The sequence below is a fragment of the Methyloceanibacter methanicus genome (assembly GCF_001723285.1).
GTDB classification, from domain to species: Bacteria; Pseudomonadota; Alphaproteobacteria; order Rhizobiales; family Methyloligellaceae; genus Methyloceanibacter; species Methyloceanibacter methanicus.
Genome location: NZ_LPWG01000014.1, coordinates 265,819 through 280,509 on the forward strand (window position 1 = coordinate 265,819; position 14,691 = coordinate 280,509).

Genomic DNA, 14,691 nt, shown 5'->3' on the forward strand with positions numbered 1-14,691 from the left:
TTTATCCCTTAAGCGAACGATACACTCGGTAATAGATGTCTTTCACGCGACGCCCCACGCTGCGACACGTCTCGCGGATGTGGAACTTCTGGGGAATGTCGACGCTTTCCTTGCCGAAATACTTCGGCTCACCGGTACTGCGCGACAAGAGCAGCGGAGCCTTGCCGGTACGATCTACACGGAACAATCCGCCCGGGTAGTCGCGAGCCATGACGTTACGTGCATCGCTCGCGAACCCAAGCGGAATCCAGAGCAAGGGCTTGCCCTTAATCTTTCCGCCATACTCGAAAATCTTGAAGTAGGGGATTGTCGAATAGACCGTGACGACGCCACGGGACTGGTTCACTTCGGTGTCGGCCCGCAACGAGGCAGGCCAGCGAGTCCCCCAGTTTCCCGGAGCACTCGTGATGTCACGGCGGCCCTCCTTAACGACGACACGCGCAGCCTCAGTCGTGGTACCCCGAACGGCCCGCGTGATGCGGTCCTTGATCGAAGCCATGGCATCATCGGCACCGCGCACCTTTTTGAAGCGAACCCGGGCCATCCTATTTTTCCGTTGCGCCGTGAAGCGCGTCCCGCGCGTGTCGTCGAATCATTTCTAGCTGCACCTCAACACACAAAAGCGCGACCCCATTGCCGGTGCGAGCCTTATCAAGGACGCGTTGCGCCCGGGCCGCGCCTTCCTCGATCCGGGACAGCGCCTCGGCTAACGGGCCCGACTCGACTGGGGGGGGGTCGCGTCGGGGCCCTGGTCCGGCGCGATCACGAGAGGGACCGCGCCGGATCGTCGGCGATGCGGGTGCCGACGTTCTGGAAAAATGTGGTCAGGCTCGTCGCAAAGGCGTCGAAGCCTTGAGGAAATGTCGTGTCGAGAATGGCCTCGATGATTTCCCATTGCTCCCCGACGCCGAGACTGCGGGCGTCCCGGATCGCATCGGCATCACCTGCCCTGCCGCACCCCGCCGCAATCGTCGCGGCGATACGTCCGGGAGAACGTCGCGGATATCATCGAAACCGACCTTCTCACCGCGCGTCACGATCACCTCACGGAGCAGATCGAATCGAGCGAGCAGATCGGCGACGTGATCAGCCGAAACTCCCGTGATCGCGAGTTCGGCCCCGCGAATCGTCACGACCCGTTTCGGCACGTCACCATCGAAAAGTCCGGCCATTTCAAATCCTTCCTCACTGTTTAGGGGCGGTGCGGGACGCCAACCCAAGCAAGAGATCACAGAAACGTCCCGCACCGTCACGGCACGAGCCTTACCGGCCCGAACCGATCTCAATGTCATGCGGGGGCGCGGCCGACACCTGGCAAGATGAGAAGCCATAAAACCACACCCCCGCCGGGGCCGGTCCCGCATTAACGGGGCCGACCAACTTCAAGGCCAAGCACGGCGCGCGGATCAGCGTCGCGACGCCGCGTCACGTTGTGACCCTGCGCCAGTGCCGCGCATATCGTCGCCTCTTCGTCCCGCTCGGCCGTGAGGATTTCAACGTCGAGTTCGGCGAGCCGCGCGTTTCGCTCGACACTGGTCAGGGTGTCCTTTCCTTCGAGCGCGGCATCGATGTCGGCGGTGAGCTTCTCCACCACATCGCTTTGGCGGAACCAACACATGAACGAAAACAAGGCCTCGACCTCGTTCTTAAAACTACGGCCTCGGTCGGACCGTAGTCGTGGTTCGCCGGGGATAACCGTATGAAGCCCGTACGGCACGCCCTGTGCCGCTCTGGCCAAAACGTGCTCCTTGGCCCGCGCGACAAGTTCCTCCCGGCTCAACGGTGAATCTCCGACCTCGGCACGGGCCCGTTTCAGCGCCGCGATCTCGTCGCGGATCACAGCGACTCGCCGGACCGGATCGGAGCCAGCTTTGGGAACCGGGCCCGGCACGGCGCGGATTTCCGTGCCCGGCTTCACCATGTTCAAGAACCCCTTCGTCAACTGATGAATGCTTTTGATGTGGTGCGCCTGCTCGACACGTTCGTCGCGGATTTGCTCTGCAATCTCAACCTCGGCTCGGATCGAATCGCGCGTCTCCGGGGTTAGTCGAGGATCGGCAAGCGTGTCGCTCAGCGTGCGGACCTTCGCCGCCATGTTTTGAGCGAGGGTCTGCGAGTCGGTCATGGCCTGCCTAAGCTCGGCTAACTTAAGTTCTACGGCGCGCGGCAACTTGGGCGCCAGCGTTACGGTCTTCGGGGCAGGTGCTGGTGCCGGTGCCGGTGCTGTTTCGGCCTTATCGATTATCGTTTCTGTCATCGTCATCGTCTTCTCCGTCACGTGGGTTGAGGGGGGACGCGCTACGCGGCGCGGGGCTTCTTGTGCGCGTTGCGCAGGCGTTCGCAGTATTGATCGTAGGCGTCGCGACGCTTCTTGATCCCGTCCTCCAGGTTCCGGTCCGCGACCCGAGTCGCGCCGGGCCGCGCCGGGCCGGGCTCGCCCGTGGCGGTGCCGGGTTTCTTCTTGTGGGCGTCACGGAGACGCTGGCACATCGCGTCATAAGCCTCTTGACGCTTCTTGATCCCGTCTTCGATCCTCTGATCCGCTGCATCGCGGTAGAGTTCGCCAGGCGAGGTCATCGCCACCGATTTTTGAAATCCGTCGCACATCATCAGAGGGACCCGGATCGATTCGCCGTCCGGAACCGGCTCCGGGGCGCGGCGCGCGCGCTTCTTTTTGTCAGTTCTCATTTTCGTGTTCTCCTATTTTTCCAAGTCTTGAGTCCTCGCCCACCTCCCGGGCAAAGGTTCCGTCGTCACCCTCGATCAGATCGACCCCGGCCTTGAGGGCGAGCCCGTACAAGACATCAAGCTCGTCCGCGTTCAGCCGGGACAGGTCCCAAAAGTGCCGGGGCTCATCGCCGTCACCGTCACCGTCACGGTCACCGACATACGCGCCGTTTCTCGCGAGAAGGCCCAATCCTTGAAGAAGCCGGTTCTGAGCCATCGAGGATCGAGCGAAACTTTCAGGGTCAAGCACCGCACCCTCGACGAGTCGCTCCTCGGAATCTTCGAGACTCATCGAAAGGGCCGCGACGCGCCGAACGGATTGCTTTTTTGCCTCGCTGAGCGACGCGAACCCGCCGAGGGGCCGCGACACCTCATCGATCAGGTCGCGGAACCTGCGGAGCCTCCCCTTGTTCTTCGGGGGACGCCGGAACAGACGCGATCCGTTCGTCACGGCTGATCTCGTCACACGCGGTTTCACTTTGTCCGTACTCTGCGTATCGATATTCGTCACCATGCCGATCAATAGACTCGCTTCGTTCCGCGTCGTAAATGGTCAGGTCCAGCGAATGCACAGCTAGCCCGGGGCAAACGTTGGGCAGCAGGCCAGCGCGGATCGACCTGATAGCCCCGGATCGAGTCCGGAACTACCCAAGAAAACCTGCGATTTTTTACGGGGTTTTTGGGCCAGATACGGTTGTGGACCGTCTGGTCGTGGCATCGGTGCGCAGCGCCGAAAAAATATGCCGTAGACGGAGGACAAAGAATCCGTACCCGCCGGATCGATTCCTGCCGGGCACAACCCGATCCGGTTCCGAACCGAAAACGACACCCACCCTGAGACGGAAATCTAAAATCCGTGATGCCGTTTCGGTGGGGCCGGGTCCCCAGACCAGCCCAACGACCGTTCCGTCGCTCCTGGGGCAGCTCTGGCCGCAACAGCGCCTGCCGTGTTCCGACACGTGACCCAGGCACAGTGCCACGCCTCGACACCGTTCAGATACGGAACCGGTTCGGGGCGTTCCTTCGTTCCACAGACTCCACCATCCGCTTCTGAGTCAGGTTCCGCCCTGACGGCGGGCGTGTCGGGCCAAGTGGCCCGCCCCGCGTCGCTCTCGTTTCGATTCGTGATCTGTCCCGTGACCGGCCCGGCCACCTGGTCCGATGCGTCACCCGCACCAGCGCCCCTCGGGGCGCACCGCCCCACCCACCCACCTGGTACAATGTACATGTGTCCTTGTGATCGGACTGGGGGGAATCGGTTTTATTGAGGAATTTCGAATTTGCGTCCTTCTCATCGGACTGGGACTTTCGTTGCGTCCTTCTCATCGGACTTCTGCGTCCTTCTCATCGGACTCAAGACTTAGCGTTTGCGTCCTTCTCATCGGACTGGGACATCGATTCTCGTTGGGGGAAATTTTGGTTCGGAAGATCGCCTGACACGTCGCAACGATGGAACGTGAGCCGCCATTCCGTCGCCCTCCGGCCGCGCCACACGCCGACCTTCATCGGTACGACAAGCCCGGCGTCATCCAACTCACGCATCGCACGGGACGCGGTGTCTTTGGTGCAGCCCAGTTCGTAGGCGAGTTCGCGAACCCCGAGCCCGATCATGCCGTTATTGATTCCGGTGTATCGGTCGAGGACCTCAATGAGGGCGGAACGCGCGACGGCTGAGAGTCCGTGATACGCCTCAGACCTCTTGACGTTGCGGTAGATCATTAAGAACTGCCGACCACCTTTTGATCGAGGCCTACCCATTTGCTAGGCCCCGCTTGTATCTGAGCTGACCCGCCCTGATCCAGGCCAGGACCTCGGGGCTGGGGGGAGCGGGTTCGACGGTGCGGCGCGGCGGCCAGGTCCCGAACTTTTCCTTATATTTGTGCCCGATCCAGCCCGGCTTATAGCCACGGCGATCCGCGACCCAAGTCAGGGCGGCGTGCCACTCTGCCTTCTCCTCGGGGCTGGCCCGACGCGCCGCTGCTCCGACCCGGACAAGATCGCCGTCGCGGTTCGTGACCTGTTCGGCGCGACGGGTCGGCAGGAATCCACACTCCGGACAGGGCTTCCCTCCGGTCCGTACAGCGCCGCAACTCGTGCAGGTCAGTAGGGCCCGGTCGGATCGGTTACGTTGCTCCTGGACCCGCGAAACGGCTCTGTGGTCCGGTCCAAGACTCCACTTGATGGGATCGCTGGGCAGGCCGTGACTGAACACGGCCCCTGAATGATCCAAAACGATTGCATCCGTTTTCCCCGGTGCGGGCCGAAGCACCCGGCCAACCATTTGCCGGTACAGCCCGAGCGACTTTGTGGGCCGGGCCAGGACGCAGCACGACACTTCGGGGCAGTCCCAGCCTTCCGTGAGCACGGCGCAGTTCGTCACGGCTTCGATCCGACCGTCGCGAAGCGCACCGACGATTTCGTCCCGTTCCGGTTTCGGCGTTGCGCCGTCAAGGTGGCAGGCCCGCACCCCGGCCCTAACGAATTCGTCGCGCAAATGAATCGAGTGCCCCACAGACGTGGCGAACACGACCGTCCCGCGCCGCTCCGCGAGCCGGAGCCATTGCTGGACCACATCGCCGATCAGGTCGGGCCGATCTACGCGAGCCGCGAGCTGGGACTCAACGTAATCACCCCCTCGCGTCTTAACGCCTTTCAGGTCGGGCCGGGCCGGGGCGAAGACTCGGGCCGGAACAAGGTGGCCGTCGCGAACAAGTTCGTGGACCTGTGGGCACTCCACCAGCGCATCGAACGTGCCGCCCAGGCCACGGCCGTCCCGGCGGCACGGCGTGGCGGTCAGTCCGATAATGGTGGCGTCGGGGTAGGACGCGATGAGGCGCTGATAAGTCCTCGCCGTGACGTGGTGCGCCTCGTCGATAAAGACGAAATCTGCGGGTGGCAGGTCAGCACTGCCCCGAACGCACCGAGCCCAAAGCGTTTGGACCGACGCGACCTGGACCCGCCGGGTCGGGTTGCGCGGCTCGCCCGCCAGGATCACCCCAGCAAAAACGCCGAACCCGGCCAGGTGCTGCTGGGCCTGCAAGATCAATTCGCGGCGATGCGCGAGGAAAAGGACGTGCCGGTCCGTGGCGCGCGCGATGATTTCCGAGGCGATTACCGTTTTTCCGGAGCCGGTCGGTGCAACGATCAAGGGCCTGGCGTGCCGTAGCGCCTCGTCGACAACGTACGACTGGTAGGGCCGAAGCCGAACCGTTCCGAAGGAATGGCCCGGATCGTCAGCCAACGGATCGGTGCGGCATTGACAGCGCGGCTGGGGTGTTGGATGGTGGGTCATTCGATGATCCCAAATCGAATTTCTTTTCCGTCAAAACGGGCCCGGCAGCACCACTGCGGGGCCCGTTTTTTTTGCGCCGTCACGCCGCGTGGCCCTGTTCCGCATTGGCGTTGGCCTCGGCTTCGAGGCGGTCGAGGTAGGCCGCGATGGTGGAGCGACGCCAATAAAGCTTCTTTTGCCCTGCAAGGTTGCGAAGCGGCTTCGGGAAGTCGGGGTCGTTCTTGAGCCGGGACCAGATCGTAGTCCTGCAAATCCCGAGAAGCCCCGAGACCTGCCGCAGCGAGAGGAGCTGCAAATCATCCGTACGCATCATTTCATCTCCGGTCGAAATTAATCAGACCGTGACAAAATGGGTGATGCGGGTTCGTGAAAACAACCCACATAAATCATCGTATTTTTACGGAGAAACTTAGCGGGACCGGAGCGGTCCGTTTTTCACGAGGTTCGATGCGCTACGGACCAGATCGTGAATCGCGACCCGGGTCGGGTCTTGGCCAGCCCTGGTAAGGCACCACTCCGCCGCGATTTCCAGCGCACCGATCCGGCCACGGTCTCGGTTCCGGCGGCCGAAGTAGCGGGCCCAAATCTCACGGATCGTTTCGGCGTCACGGATAACCTGGCGAGGCAGGTCGTTCCGGGGTCTGCCCCGTAGCGCGACACGTGGCGGTGGCGTGTAGGCCACGCCCACTTCAGCCATGACGATCCTGGCCAAGTCGTCCTTAGCGATCTCTCTGTCGTGTTCGGTCTGGCCCGTTCTGATTTGATTCATCAGGTGGCGCTTCGGATCAAGATCGACAACGTAGTCGGCGTGACGCTCGATAAGGTGTCGCGCGCCGTAGCGCTGGAAATAGGCGAAGTCGAGCGCCTCCAAGGTCCAGACCCGAAGCGCATCGTCGTCGTGCCAGTCCGGCAATTCCTCGCCTTCCGGATCGATGGGGTATTGTTCCGCGCGGGTCATGCCGCCGTGCCGCGTCGTGTCGCGAAGCTCACCACGTTTCCGCCGCGTTTCGGGGCGGGTCCGGTTTCGCCAACGATCTCCATCAGGACGCGCTCCCACCGCTCGAACGCCTCGCGAATCTCGGACGCGTAGGCGTGCCTATCGTAGATGGCCTCGATCCCGGTCCTGGCGTGCCCGATGCAAAGCTCAGCAACCTCAAGCGGTACGCGTGCAACGGCGAGACGTGTACGGAACGTTCTGCGGATGTCGTGAAACACGAAATGGGGCAGGTCGGTGTCGTTCGGATCGTAACCGCGCCGCCGGGCCAGGGCTCGCAGCGTGACGATAATCCGTGCATCGATTTTTTTCTTGATCGGGCCCCACCGATTCACAGCCTTAGCGCCGTTCGTCGTGGTGAAGATGAAATCGGCGTCACGATCCCCATCGAAACGAGGCGCGCCGTCCAGGATCGCAAGGGCCGTTTCAGTTAGAGGGATGGTGTGCGTCTGGCCGGTCTTGTAGCGGTCAGGCGAAACGACAAGGGTTGCGTCGTGGCGATTCGTTTCGCGCCACCGGGCCTCGCCAACTTCGGACAGGCGGGCCCCGGTCAACATGAGCAACCGGACCGCATCGCCGTCCGGGTAGCCGATCCGTTTCGCGGCTCGCCACAGCGCGAACAATTCATCGTCGTTCAAGACTCGGTCGCGGGCGCGCTTCTCGCCGATGGCGAGCTTGGGTTTGACCAGGACGGCCGGGGACTGGTCGACTCCGAACCTCCCAACGCCTTCATTCACGGCCCATGAAAAAATCGACTTGATGTTCGTCAGCGCGTTGTGCGCGGTACGGCTCCGGCCCGAGTCCCGGATCGCCCTGACTAGGGCAACGACATCGCCGTGACGAATCGAAGAGATGGGCCGGTCCCGCCAGACCGGCACCACGTCTCGCCTGATCTCGGCGGCGGTCCGAGACCCGCGACGCTTCCCGGCGAGGTGTTCGCGGATGTAATTGTTTGCCACGCTTTCGAACGTGACGGCACGGTCGCGGGCCTCGGCTTCACGGCGCGCCCGTTCGACTTCGACCGGGTCCTTGCCATCCTCGACCAGTGCAAGCCAAGCCTTAGCTTTCTTTCGCGCCTCGGAGAGGCCGAGGCGCTTCGCATCGCCGAGCTTCCGCCGGGCCGTTTTGCGCGTGCTGGGCCACCGCGCAACGACGACAAAACTCTTGGAGCCCGTGCTCGTCACCCTCAGCCCGAATCCCGGGACTGCGGCGTCCCAGTGGTCCTGCCTGCCAGATTTCGGTGGCTTCACGGATCGGACGAAGGTGTCTGACAGGCGGCGCTTCTGAGTCATTTCGGTCCTCGGGGCAGCAACGGGGCAACAACATCGGTGCGATGCCTTCAAACCGAACCATACACTTGCGAACCAAAAACGACAATGTTTTGATATGGTTAAGGGCCGTGGCGCGACAATTTCGAACCAGGCCAAACCATATCAAATAGGACGTAATTCCGTCTCATAACCGTCTGGTTGCTGGTTCGAGTCCAGCCGGGCCCACCATGTTTGAAGCGCTCTGAGCGTTTCCATCGTCCGGCGAGGGCCGTAAATTCGATCGTGAGATTTGAGTCCGCCTGCCCACATTAAGGTCATTCGAGGGCACGCTGCCTTAGTTGATAGGCACGCGGAACCAACCCTGTGAGTCGGCGTTCTTCCGTCCGCCTGCACTTGATGCAGGTGCGTTCAAACGGAGGATAAGACCATGAAGTATTTCGTTGCCATGCTTGCCGTCGCCACCACGCTCGCTGCCGCGGCGCCGGCTTTCGCCGGTCCGGACAACCAAGCCGACTGCGAGGCTGCCGGCGGCACCTGGAATGCTGAGAGCAACACCTGCACCCAGTAAGCCCCTTCGAGCGGTGGGCCGGACGCGGCCCGCCGCACTTTTTCGTCTCGAAACGTCAGAAGTCGTATCCGAGTAGGGCAATTTCAGGCTGGTACCATCTCGCCACCTGGTCCCTGAGCTCTGGCGTGTAATAGCTGCGATAGCCGCGGGCCGCATCCTTCTTCGGCGTCACGTTCACTTTCGGAACGCTGACCGGCGTTTTGACGCCGGCCTGCGCCAGCGCGGCATTCAAATCCTCTTCGAGCGTTTCGTAGCGGCCGAGGAAATCGACGGCGAGGCCGCCGTCCTGCATGTAGAGCTCGTGATTGTCCACATAGGCTGTCGGCTTTTGCATGTAGCGTTCGAAGCTCGGGCGCGTCTTCTTCGACTTGGTCTTGTAGAGATACCAGGACACTTGCCGATCCCACGGATTCCGGTCGAACGAGAATTTGAAATAGCTGTTCCAGACGTCCTCGCCCACATAGTTGCGAATGCGCCAGGCGGGCATGTGCTCGTAATAGCCGATCGTGGGATGCCAGTAGCGTTCAGGCCGTCCCAAGAGCTTGCGCCAGAGCGGTCTTTGCGGCTTCAGCGGATGTTCGATCCGGTAGTTTTGCGGGGGCCGTCCTTGGCGATCCTTTTCGCTGGCGGCGCGGTAGGGCGTGATGATGTCGTCCGGACCGCAAAGCTGCGAGATGGCCGCCTCGACAGCCGTGCCGGCGGTCTTTTTCGTCTTGATGAAGATGAAGCGATGCGCGTGTGAAACGATCATGCCTGGCTAGAACTCATAGTCGAGCAGCGAAATCTCGCGCTGATACCACTCGCCGACGCGGCGTTGCGTCTCCGGGGTGTAATAGTCGCGATAGGGCGTCGGATCCTTGCGGAACGTGCCCTTCGCCCGCGGCAGCGCGACGTCGTCACGAATATGCACTTGCGACAGCGCATGCTTCAGATCCTCCGCGAGGGTTTCGTAGCGGCCGACGAAGTCGACCGCGACCTCGCCGTCGATCGCATAGATGTCGAAATTGTTCAGCCGCGCCCGGCGGTCGCTCTCGACGAAACGGTCGAAACTCGGGCGCTCCGACTGGTTCCGGTAGCAATGGTGGTAGTAGGAGACTTGCCGGTCCCAAGGGTTCCGGTCGAACGCGAACTTGAAATAGCTGCGCCAGACCTGATCGTCGTCGAGCAGCTCCTTCGCCGCCTTCGCCGTCATATGGTTGTAGAAGCCGTAGTCTTGAGCGACGCGCCGGAACATGCGGCGCTTCAGGAACGGCCGCCGGCTCTGCCACCACCCGTGCCGCTCCCAGTTCCGCGCTCCCATGCCGCCCGCCCGTGCGGCCTCGTCGGCCTCGGCGAGCGGTGTGATGACATCGTCCTCGCCGCACAGCTTCGTCAGGGCCAGCTCGATACTCGTGCCAGCCGTCTTCTTCGTCTTCAAAAAGATAAATCTGTGTTTGTGCGAAACGATCATGGACGTCAGTAGACGGTCGAGGGATGGCTCCGGAACGGCCCGGGCCGCGCATGCTAGTTGTTTCCGCCGGGCTTCTGCAAGCCGGTCTCAGGCCTTGTTGTCGAGCGAAGCACTCAGCTCCTCGAGAATGGCGCCAAGATGAATTTCTGAAATTTCCAGGGCGTTGGCGATGTCGTGCAGCTTTTTGCGCTCTTCGCCGGCGACGCGGTTGTCCGCTAGCAGGACGCGATAGGCCGCGCAAATGATTTCTTCCTTTTCGGACTTCGCGAGCGCCGGCGCTGCCGCCGCAAGGTCGTCCCGAATATTGATGTTGGCGTTCTCCGCCGCCGAGCGCGCGATCGCATCGGCGGTGAGGGGGTGCCCCTTGCTCGCCTCGTAGATCCTTTGAACGTGGCCGATCTCGCGGCTGTCGAGATGACCGTCGGAGGCGCCATGGCGACCATGGCCTTGAGGACCCAATCGGATTGGGGCGTTTCGTCGCTCACGGAGGGCTCCTTCTAGAGGCCGGTTGGCGCGCTCGATTGTGCGGAAACCGGCCCGGTTTGCCAAGCGGCCTTGAAGGCCTTTGAAGAGGCCGCCAGGGTGCGGTATCAACCTGCCGCCGCCGCAAAAGAGCCACCGCATCCCATGCCTGACAAAACGCCTCTTCGGGTCATCTTCCTCGCCGATACCCGGCCCGGGCACTATCACATCGCCCAAGGCGTCATTGCGGCCCTGGCGCGGCTGCGGCCGGTCGACGTCACACGGATCGACGTCGAACGCAAATGGATCGTGCCGACCAGGTGGCTGCGGGCGCGCATCAACGCCAAGAGCTTCTATCCGCCCCGCATGCTGCGCATGGCCTACCGCATCGACGCGGATACGGTGCCGCAAGCCGATCTGGTCGTGTCCGCGGGAGGCGAGACGCAAATGCCCAATATCTGCGTCACGCGCCTCCTGGGCGTACCCAACATCTTCTGCGGCTCGCTTCTGCGGGGGCTGGAGCCGGAGAATTTCAGCCTGATCATTTCGTCCTACGAACGCGATGAGGGCAGCGACAAGCATCTGGTCGTCCTGAAGCCCTCGTCGATCGATCCGGACGAACTCGGACGTCCCAAGACCGTGCCGCGCTACGGCCCCGATCTGCCTCCCAAGACCCTTGGCCTTCTGATCGGCGGGCGGGCAGGGCGCTTCCACTACCGCGACAGCGAGTGGGAGACGCTTCTGTCGTTCGTGAAGGAGGTTTCAAAGGCCTGGGGGACGCGCTGGCTGATCTCCACCTCGCGCCGCACGCCCGATTCCGTGGCGGACCGCATCGCCGAGCTGGCCAAGGACGATAGCGTGGTGGCCAAGTTCATCGACTTCCGCACCGCGGGACCCGGGACCTTGATGGAGGTTTTCGCCATGGCCGATGCCATCGTCTGCACCGAGGACTCGAGTTCGATGATTTCGGAGGCCGTAGCGGCGCGGTTGCCAGTGGTCGGGGTCTCGCCGAAAGCCTGCCGCTTCACCGAGGACGAGCAACTCTACCGCGACTTCCTTATGCACAATGGCTGGTCGCGTACGCTGCCCATCGCCGACCTCTCGCCCGAGACATTTGCGGCGACGCTGTCCGAGATCGCGCCCCTGCAGGAAAACCCGCTCGACGCCTTGGCGGAAAAGCTGAAACAGCGCTTGCCACAGCTCTTCGACGACCACACATCCGTCTAGTGTGGCTGTCGCGATCGAACGCGGATGCCGCGATCCCGCATTGAGTTGGGCCGGTTGTTTGGCTAAAGCTGCGGGCAAATTTCCTCGAAACGCAAACCTTGAACGGACGCTGATGGCCAACCCGCAATACGTCTACGTCATGACGAAACTCAACAAGACCTATCCCGGCGGAAAGCAGGTCTTGAAGGATGTGACGCTCGCCTTTCTTCCCGGTGCCAAGATCGGGGTGGTGGGCGTCAACGGCGCCGGTAAGTCCACGCTCCTGCGCATCATGGCAGGCGAGGAGAAGGAGTTCACGGGCGAGGCCTGGGCGGCCGAGGGCGTGCGCGTCGGCTATCTGCCGCAGGAGCCCCAGCTCGATCCGGACAAGGACGTGATGGGTAATGTCATGGAGGGCGTGGCGGAGAAGAAGGCCAAGCTCGACCGTTACAACGAGTTGGCCGTGAACTATTCCGACGAGACTGCCGACGAGATGGCGCAGCTCCAGGACGAGATCGACGCCCAGGATCTGTGGGATCTGGATACCCAGGTCGAGCAGGCCATGGACGCGCTGCGCTGCCCGCCGGGGGACGCGGATGTCGCCAAGCTCTCGGGCGGCGAGCGGCGGCGCGTGGCCCTGTGCCGGCTGCTTCTGGCGAGGCCCGATATCCTGCTGCTCGACGAGCCGACCAACCATCTGGATGCGGAAAGCGTCGCCTGGCTGGAGCATCACTTGCGCGACTATCCCGGCACCATCGTGATGGTGACCCACGATCGCTACTTCCTCGACAACATCACCGAGTGGACGCTCGAGCTCGATCGCGGAGCGGGGGTTCCCTACAAAGGCAATTACTCGTCCTGGCTCGAACAGAAGCAGAAGCGGCTCGAGGTCGAAGGCAAACAGGAAGAGGCCAAGCAGCGCACGCTGGCCCGGGAACTGGATTGGATCCGGGCAAGCCCCAGGCCCCGCCAGGCCAAGTCCAAGGCCCGTATCAAGGCCTATGACGAACTCTTGGCCGAGGCCGGCAACGAGAAGAGCGCGCGCGCGCAGATCACGATCCCACCGGGTCCCCGGCTCGGCGACGTGGTGATCGAGGCCGACGGCCTCGAGAAGGCCTTCGGCGACCGGCTCCTCGTGGACGGTCTGTCGTTCAAGCTGCCGCCCGGCGGCATCGTGGGCGTCATCGGGCCGAACGGCGCGGGCAAGACCACGCTGTTCCGCATGATCGTGGGGCAGGAGAGCCCGGACAACGGCGCCATCCGCGTCGGCGACACGGTCAAGCTCGGCTATGTGGATCAGTCCCGCGATGCGCTGGACGACAAGAAGTCCGTCTACGAGGAGATCTCGGAAGGCGCCGAGGTGGTGACGCTGGGCAAACGCGAAGTGCCGTCGCGCGCCTATGTGGGCTGGTTCAACTTCAAGGGCGGCGACCAGCAGAAGAAGGTCGGCCAGCTTTCGGGCGGGGAGCGCAACCGCGTCCATCTCGCCAAGATGCTGAAGTCCGGCGCCAACCTGATCCTGCTCGACGAACCGACCAACGATCTGGATGTGGAGACGCTGTCCTCACTGGAAGCGGCGCTCGAGGACTTCGCCGGCTGCGCCGTCATCATCAGCCATGATCGCTTCTTCCTCGACCGCATCGCCACGCACATCTTGGCGTTCGAGGGCGACAGCCACGTGGAGTGGTTCGAAGGCAATTTCGAGGACTACGAGGAGGACAAGAAGCGCCGCCTCGGCGAGGACTCGATTGTCCCGAAGCGCATCAAGTACAAGAAGTTCGCCCGGGCCTGATACGGCCCGGGCCGAGTGCCCTAAGGCGCGGGCTTCACGAATTTGAGCGTCATGCGGTCGCTCTCGCCGATGGCCGCGTACTTCTCGCGGTCCTCGTCGCCGAGACGGAACGAGGGCGGCAGCGTCCACACGCCCTTCGCATAATCCTTCGTGTCGTTCGGATTGGCATTGATCTCGGACGTCTCCACGAGTTCGAAGCCGGCGTTCTTAGCCAGCGCGATCACATAGTCCTGGTTCACGTAGCCTTTGCCGGCTTTGGGATCCTGCTCGACGTCGGGATCGCCGCGATGTTGCACCAGACCGAGCACGCCGCCCGGCTTGAGCGCCTTGAACATGGCGGCGAACGAGGCCTCTTCGGTGCCCGCCCGCATGAAGCTGTGTGTATTGCGGAAGGTGACGACGAGATCGGCCGACTCCGCTGGCGCGATATCGCCATCCTCGGTCACCTTCGTCCGCTTCACTTGGCCATAGAGCTCGGGCGCGTCCTTCAGCTTCTGGTCAAACGCGTCGAGGGATCGCTGCAGGGCCTCATAGGATGGATCGGCGGGAGGCTCGGCGGCGTAGAGCGTTCCGGCCTCCTTGAGATAAGGCGCGAGAATCTCCGTGTACCAGCCCCGGCCCGGATAGATCTCGACGACCGTCATGTCCGGCTTGATGCCGAAGAAGCTCAGCGTCTCGTACGGATGACGGTATGCGTCGCGCGCCGCGTTGTCGGCCGATCTGTGATCGCCTGCGATCACCTCCTTCAGGCGATCGTCTTGGGCCGGCGATTGCTCGGCGCGTGCGTCAAGAGAGCCGAGTGCGAAGGATCCGAGCGCTAGAAGCAGGCAAGTGAGACCGGTGCGTAATGCGATCATGTTTTCCCCGTGCTGGGTGGTGATAAGGTCGAGTGCCGGCAACGTAGCAGCCGAAAGGCGCACGCGGACTCC

Annotated in this window: 17 protein-coding genes; 3 read left to right on the forward strand and 14 right to left on the reverse strand. The window is 62.8% G+C overall.

Features of this window, described 5'->3' with window-relative positions; genetic code table 11:
• Position 1: 1 nt before the first annotated feature.
• The 10 genes from AUC68_RS14985 to AUC68_RS15030 all read right to left on the reverse strand — a co-directional run bounded on the left by AUC68_RS14985 (position 2) and on the right by AUC68_RS15030 (position 8,305).
• Positions 2–544: a DUF6441 family protein gene (locus AUC68_RS14985; RefSeq protein ID WP_069438384.1), complete on the reverse strand. Its 543-nt coding sequence runs from the start codon at positions 542–544 to the stop codon at positions 2–4.
• 280 nt (positions 545–824) lie between these two features.
• Positions 825–1,253, reverse strand: coding sequence for a hypothetical protein (locus AUC68_RS14990; protein ID WP_158008331.1), 429 nt, complete (start codon positions 1,251–1,253; stop codon positions 825–827).
• Positions 1,254–1,363: 110 nt separating this feature from the next.
• A complete protein-coding gene (locus AUC68_RS14995; protein WP_141701316.1) occupies positions 1,364–2,278 on the reverse strand; it encodes a hypothetical protein in 915 nt (304 codons plus the stop codon).
• A gap of 20 nt (positions 2,279–2,298) precedes the next feature.
• Positions 2,299–2,688 carry a hypothetical protein gene (locus AUC68_RS15000; protein ID WP_069438387.1) on the reverse strand — a complete coding sequence of 130 codons (390 nt, stop codon included), beginning with the start codon at positions 2,686–2,688 and terminating at the stop codon, positions 2,299–2,301.
• A complete protein-coding gene (locus AUC68_RS15005) occupies positions 2,678–3,241 on the reverse strand; it encodes a hypothetical protein (RefSeq protein ID WP_069438388.1) in 564 nt (187 codons plus the stop codon). The genes AUC68_RS15000 and AUC68_RS15005 overlap by 11 nt, the downstream gene beginning before the upstream one ends.
• Before the next feature lie 839 nt (positions 3,242–4,080).
• Entirely contained in the window at positions 4,081–4,446 is a 366-nt protein-coding gene (locus AUC68_RS15010; RefSeq protein ID WP_069438389.1) for a hypothetical protein, read from the reverse strand.
• Positions 4,447–4,477: 31 nt separating this feature from the next.
• Positions 4,478–6,019 (reverse strand): DEAD/DEAH box helicase, encoded by a 1,542-nt coding sequence (locus AUC68_RS15015; protein ID WP_083240801.1) that lies wholly within the window; start codon positions 6,017–6,019, stop codon positions 4,478–4,480.
• A gap of 79 nt (positions 6,020–6,098) precedes the next feature.
• Positions 6,099–6,332 (reverse strand): helix-turn-helix transcriptional regulator, encoded by a 234-nt coding sequence (locus AUC68_RS15020; RefSeq protein ID WP_069438391.1) that lies wholly within the window; start codon positions 6,330–6,332, stop codon positions 6,099–6,101.
• A 96-nt stretch (positions 6,333–6,428) separates the two neighbouring features.
• Positions 6,429–6,977 carry a hypothetical protein gene (locus AUC68_RS15025; protein WP_069438392.1) on the reverse strand — a complete coding sequence of 183 codons (549 nt, stop codon included), beginning with the start codon at positions 6,975–6,977 and terminating at the stop codon, positions 6,429–6,431.
• Positions 6,974–8,305: a tyrosine-type recombinase/integrase gene (locus AUC68_RS15030; RefSeq protein ID WP_083240802.1), complete on the reverse strand. Its 1,332-nt coding sequence runs from the start codon at positions 8,303–8,305 to the stop codon at positions 6,974–6,976. The genes AUC68_RS15025 and AUC68_RS15030 overlap by 4 nt, the downstream gene beginning before the upstream one ends.
• Positions 8,306–8,711: 406 nt before the next feature.
• Here AUC68_RS15030 and AUC68_RS16875 point away from each other — a divergent pair, with 406 nt between their 5' ends.
• Positions 8,712–8,852 carry a hypothetical protein gene (locus tag AUC68_RS16875; RefSeq protein ID WP_158008332.1) on the forward strand — a complete coding sequence of 47 codons (141 nt, stop codon included), beginning with the start codon at positions 8,712–8,714 and terminating at the stop codon, positions 8,850–8,852.
• 55 nt (positions 8,853–8,907) lie between these two features.
• On the opposite strand, the gene AUC68_RS15035 is transcribed toward AUC68_RS16875, so the two are convergent.
• The 3 genes from AUC68_RS15035 to AUC68_RS15045 all read right to left on the reverse strand — a co-directional run bounded on the left by AUC68_RS15035 (position 8,908) and on the right by AUC68_RS15045 (position 10,761).
• Positions 8,908–9,603, reverse strand: coding sequence for a sulfotransferase family 2 domain-containing protein (locus AUC68_RS15035; protein ID WP_069438394.1), 696 nt, complete (start codon positions 9,601–9,603; stop codon positions 8,908–8,910).
• Positions 9,604–9,609: 6 nt separating this feature from the next.
• Entirely contained in the window at positions 9,610–10,302 is a 693-nt protein-coding gene (locus tag AUC68_RS15040; protein ID WP_069438395.1) for a sulfotransferase family 2 domain-containing protein, read from the reverse strand.
• 87 nt (positions 10,303–10,389) lie between these two features.
• Entirely contained in the window at positions 10,390–10,761 is a 372-nt protein-coding gene (locus AUC68_RS15045; RefSeq protein ID WP_069438396.1) for a tellurite resistance TerB family protein, read from the reverse strand.
• 168 nt (positions 10,762–10,929) lie between these two features.
• Between AUC68_RS15045 and AUC68_RS15050 the strand changes: the two genes are divergently transcribed.
• Together AUC68_RS15050 and ettA are read left to right on the forward strand one after the other, a co-directional pair.
• A complete protein-coding gene (locus AUC68_RS15050; protein WP_069438481.1) occupies positions 10,930–11,991 on the forward strand; it encodes an ELM1/GtrOC1 family putative glycosyltransferase in 1,062 nt (353 codons plus the stop codon).
• Between the two features lie 112 nt (positions 11,992–12,103).
• Positions 12,104–13,762: an energy-dependent translational throttle protein EttA gene (gene ettA, locus AUC68_RS15055; RefSeq protein ID WP_069438397.1), complete on the forward strand. Its 1,659-nt coding sequence runs from the start codon at positions 12,104–12,106 to the stop codon at positions 13,760–13,762.
• 20 nt (positions 13,763–13,782) lie between these two features.
• On the opposite strand, the gene AUC68_RS15060 is transcribed toward ettA, so the two are convergent.
• The gene (locus AUC68_RS15060; protein WP_069438482.1) at positions 13,783–14,619 is read right to left on the reverse strand and encodes a class I SAM-dependent methyltransferase; all 837 of its coding nucleotides are present in this window, start codon (positions 14,617–14,619) and stop codon (positions 13,783–13,785) included.
• Positions 14,620–14,691 lie beyond the last annotated feature (72 nt).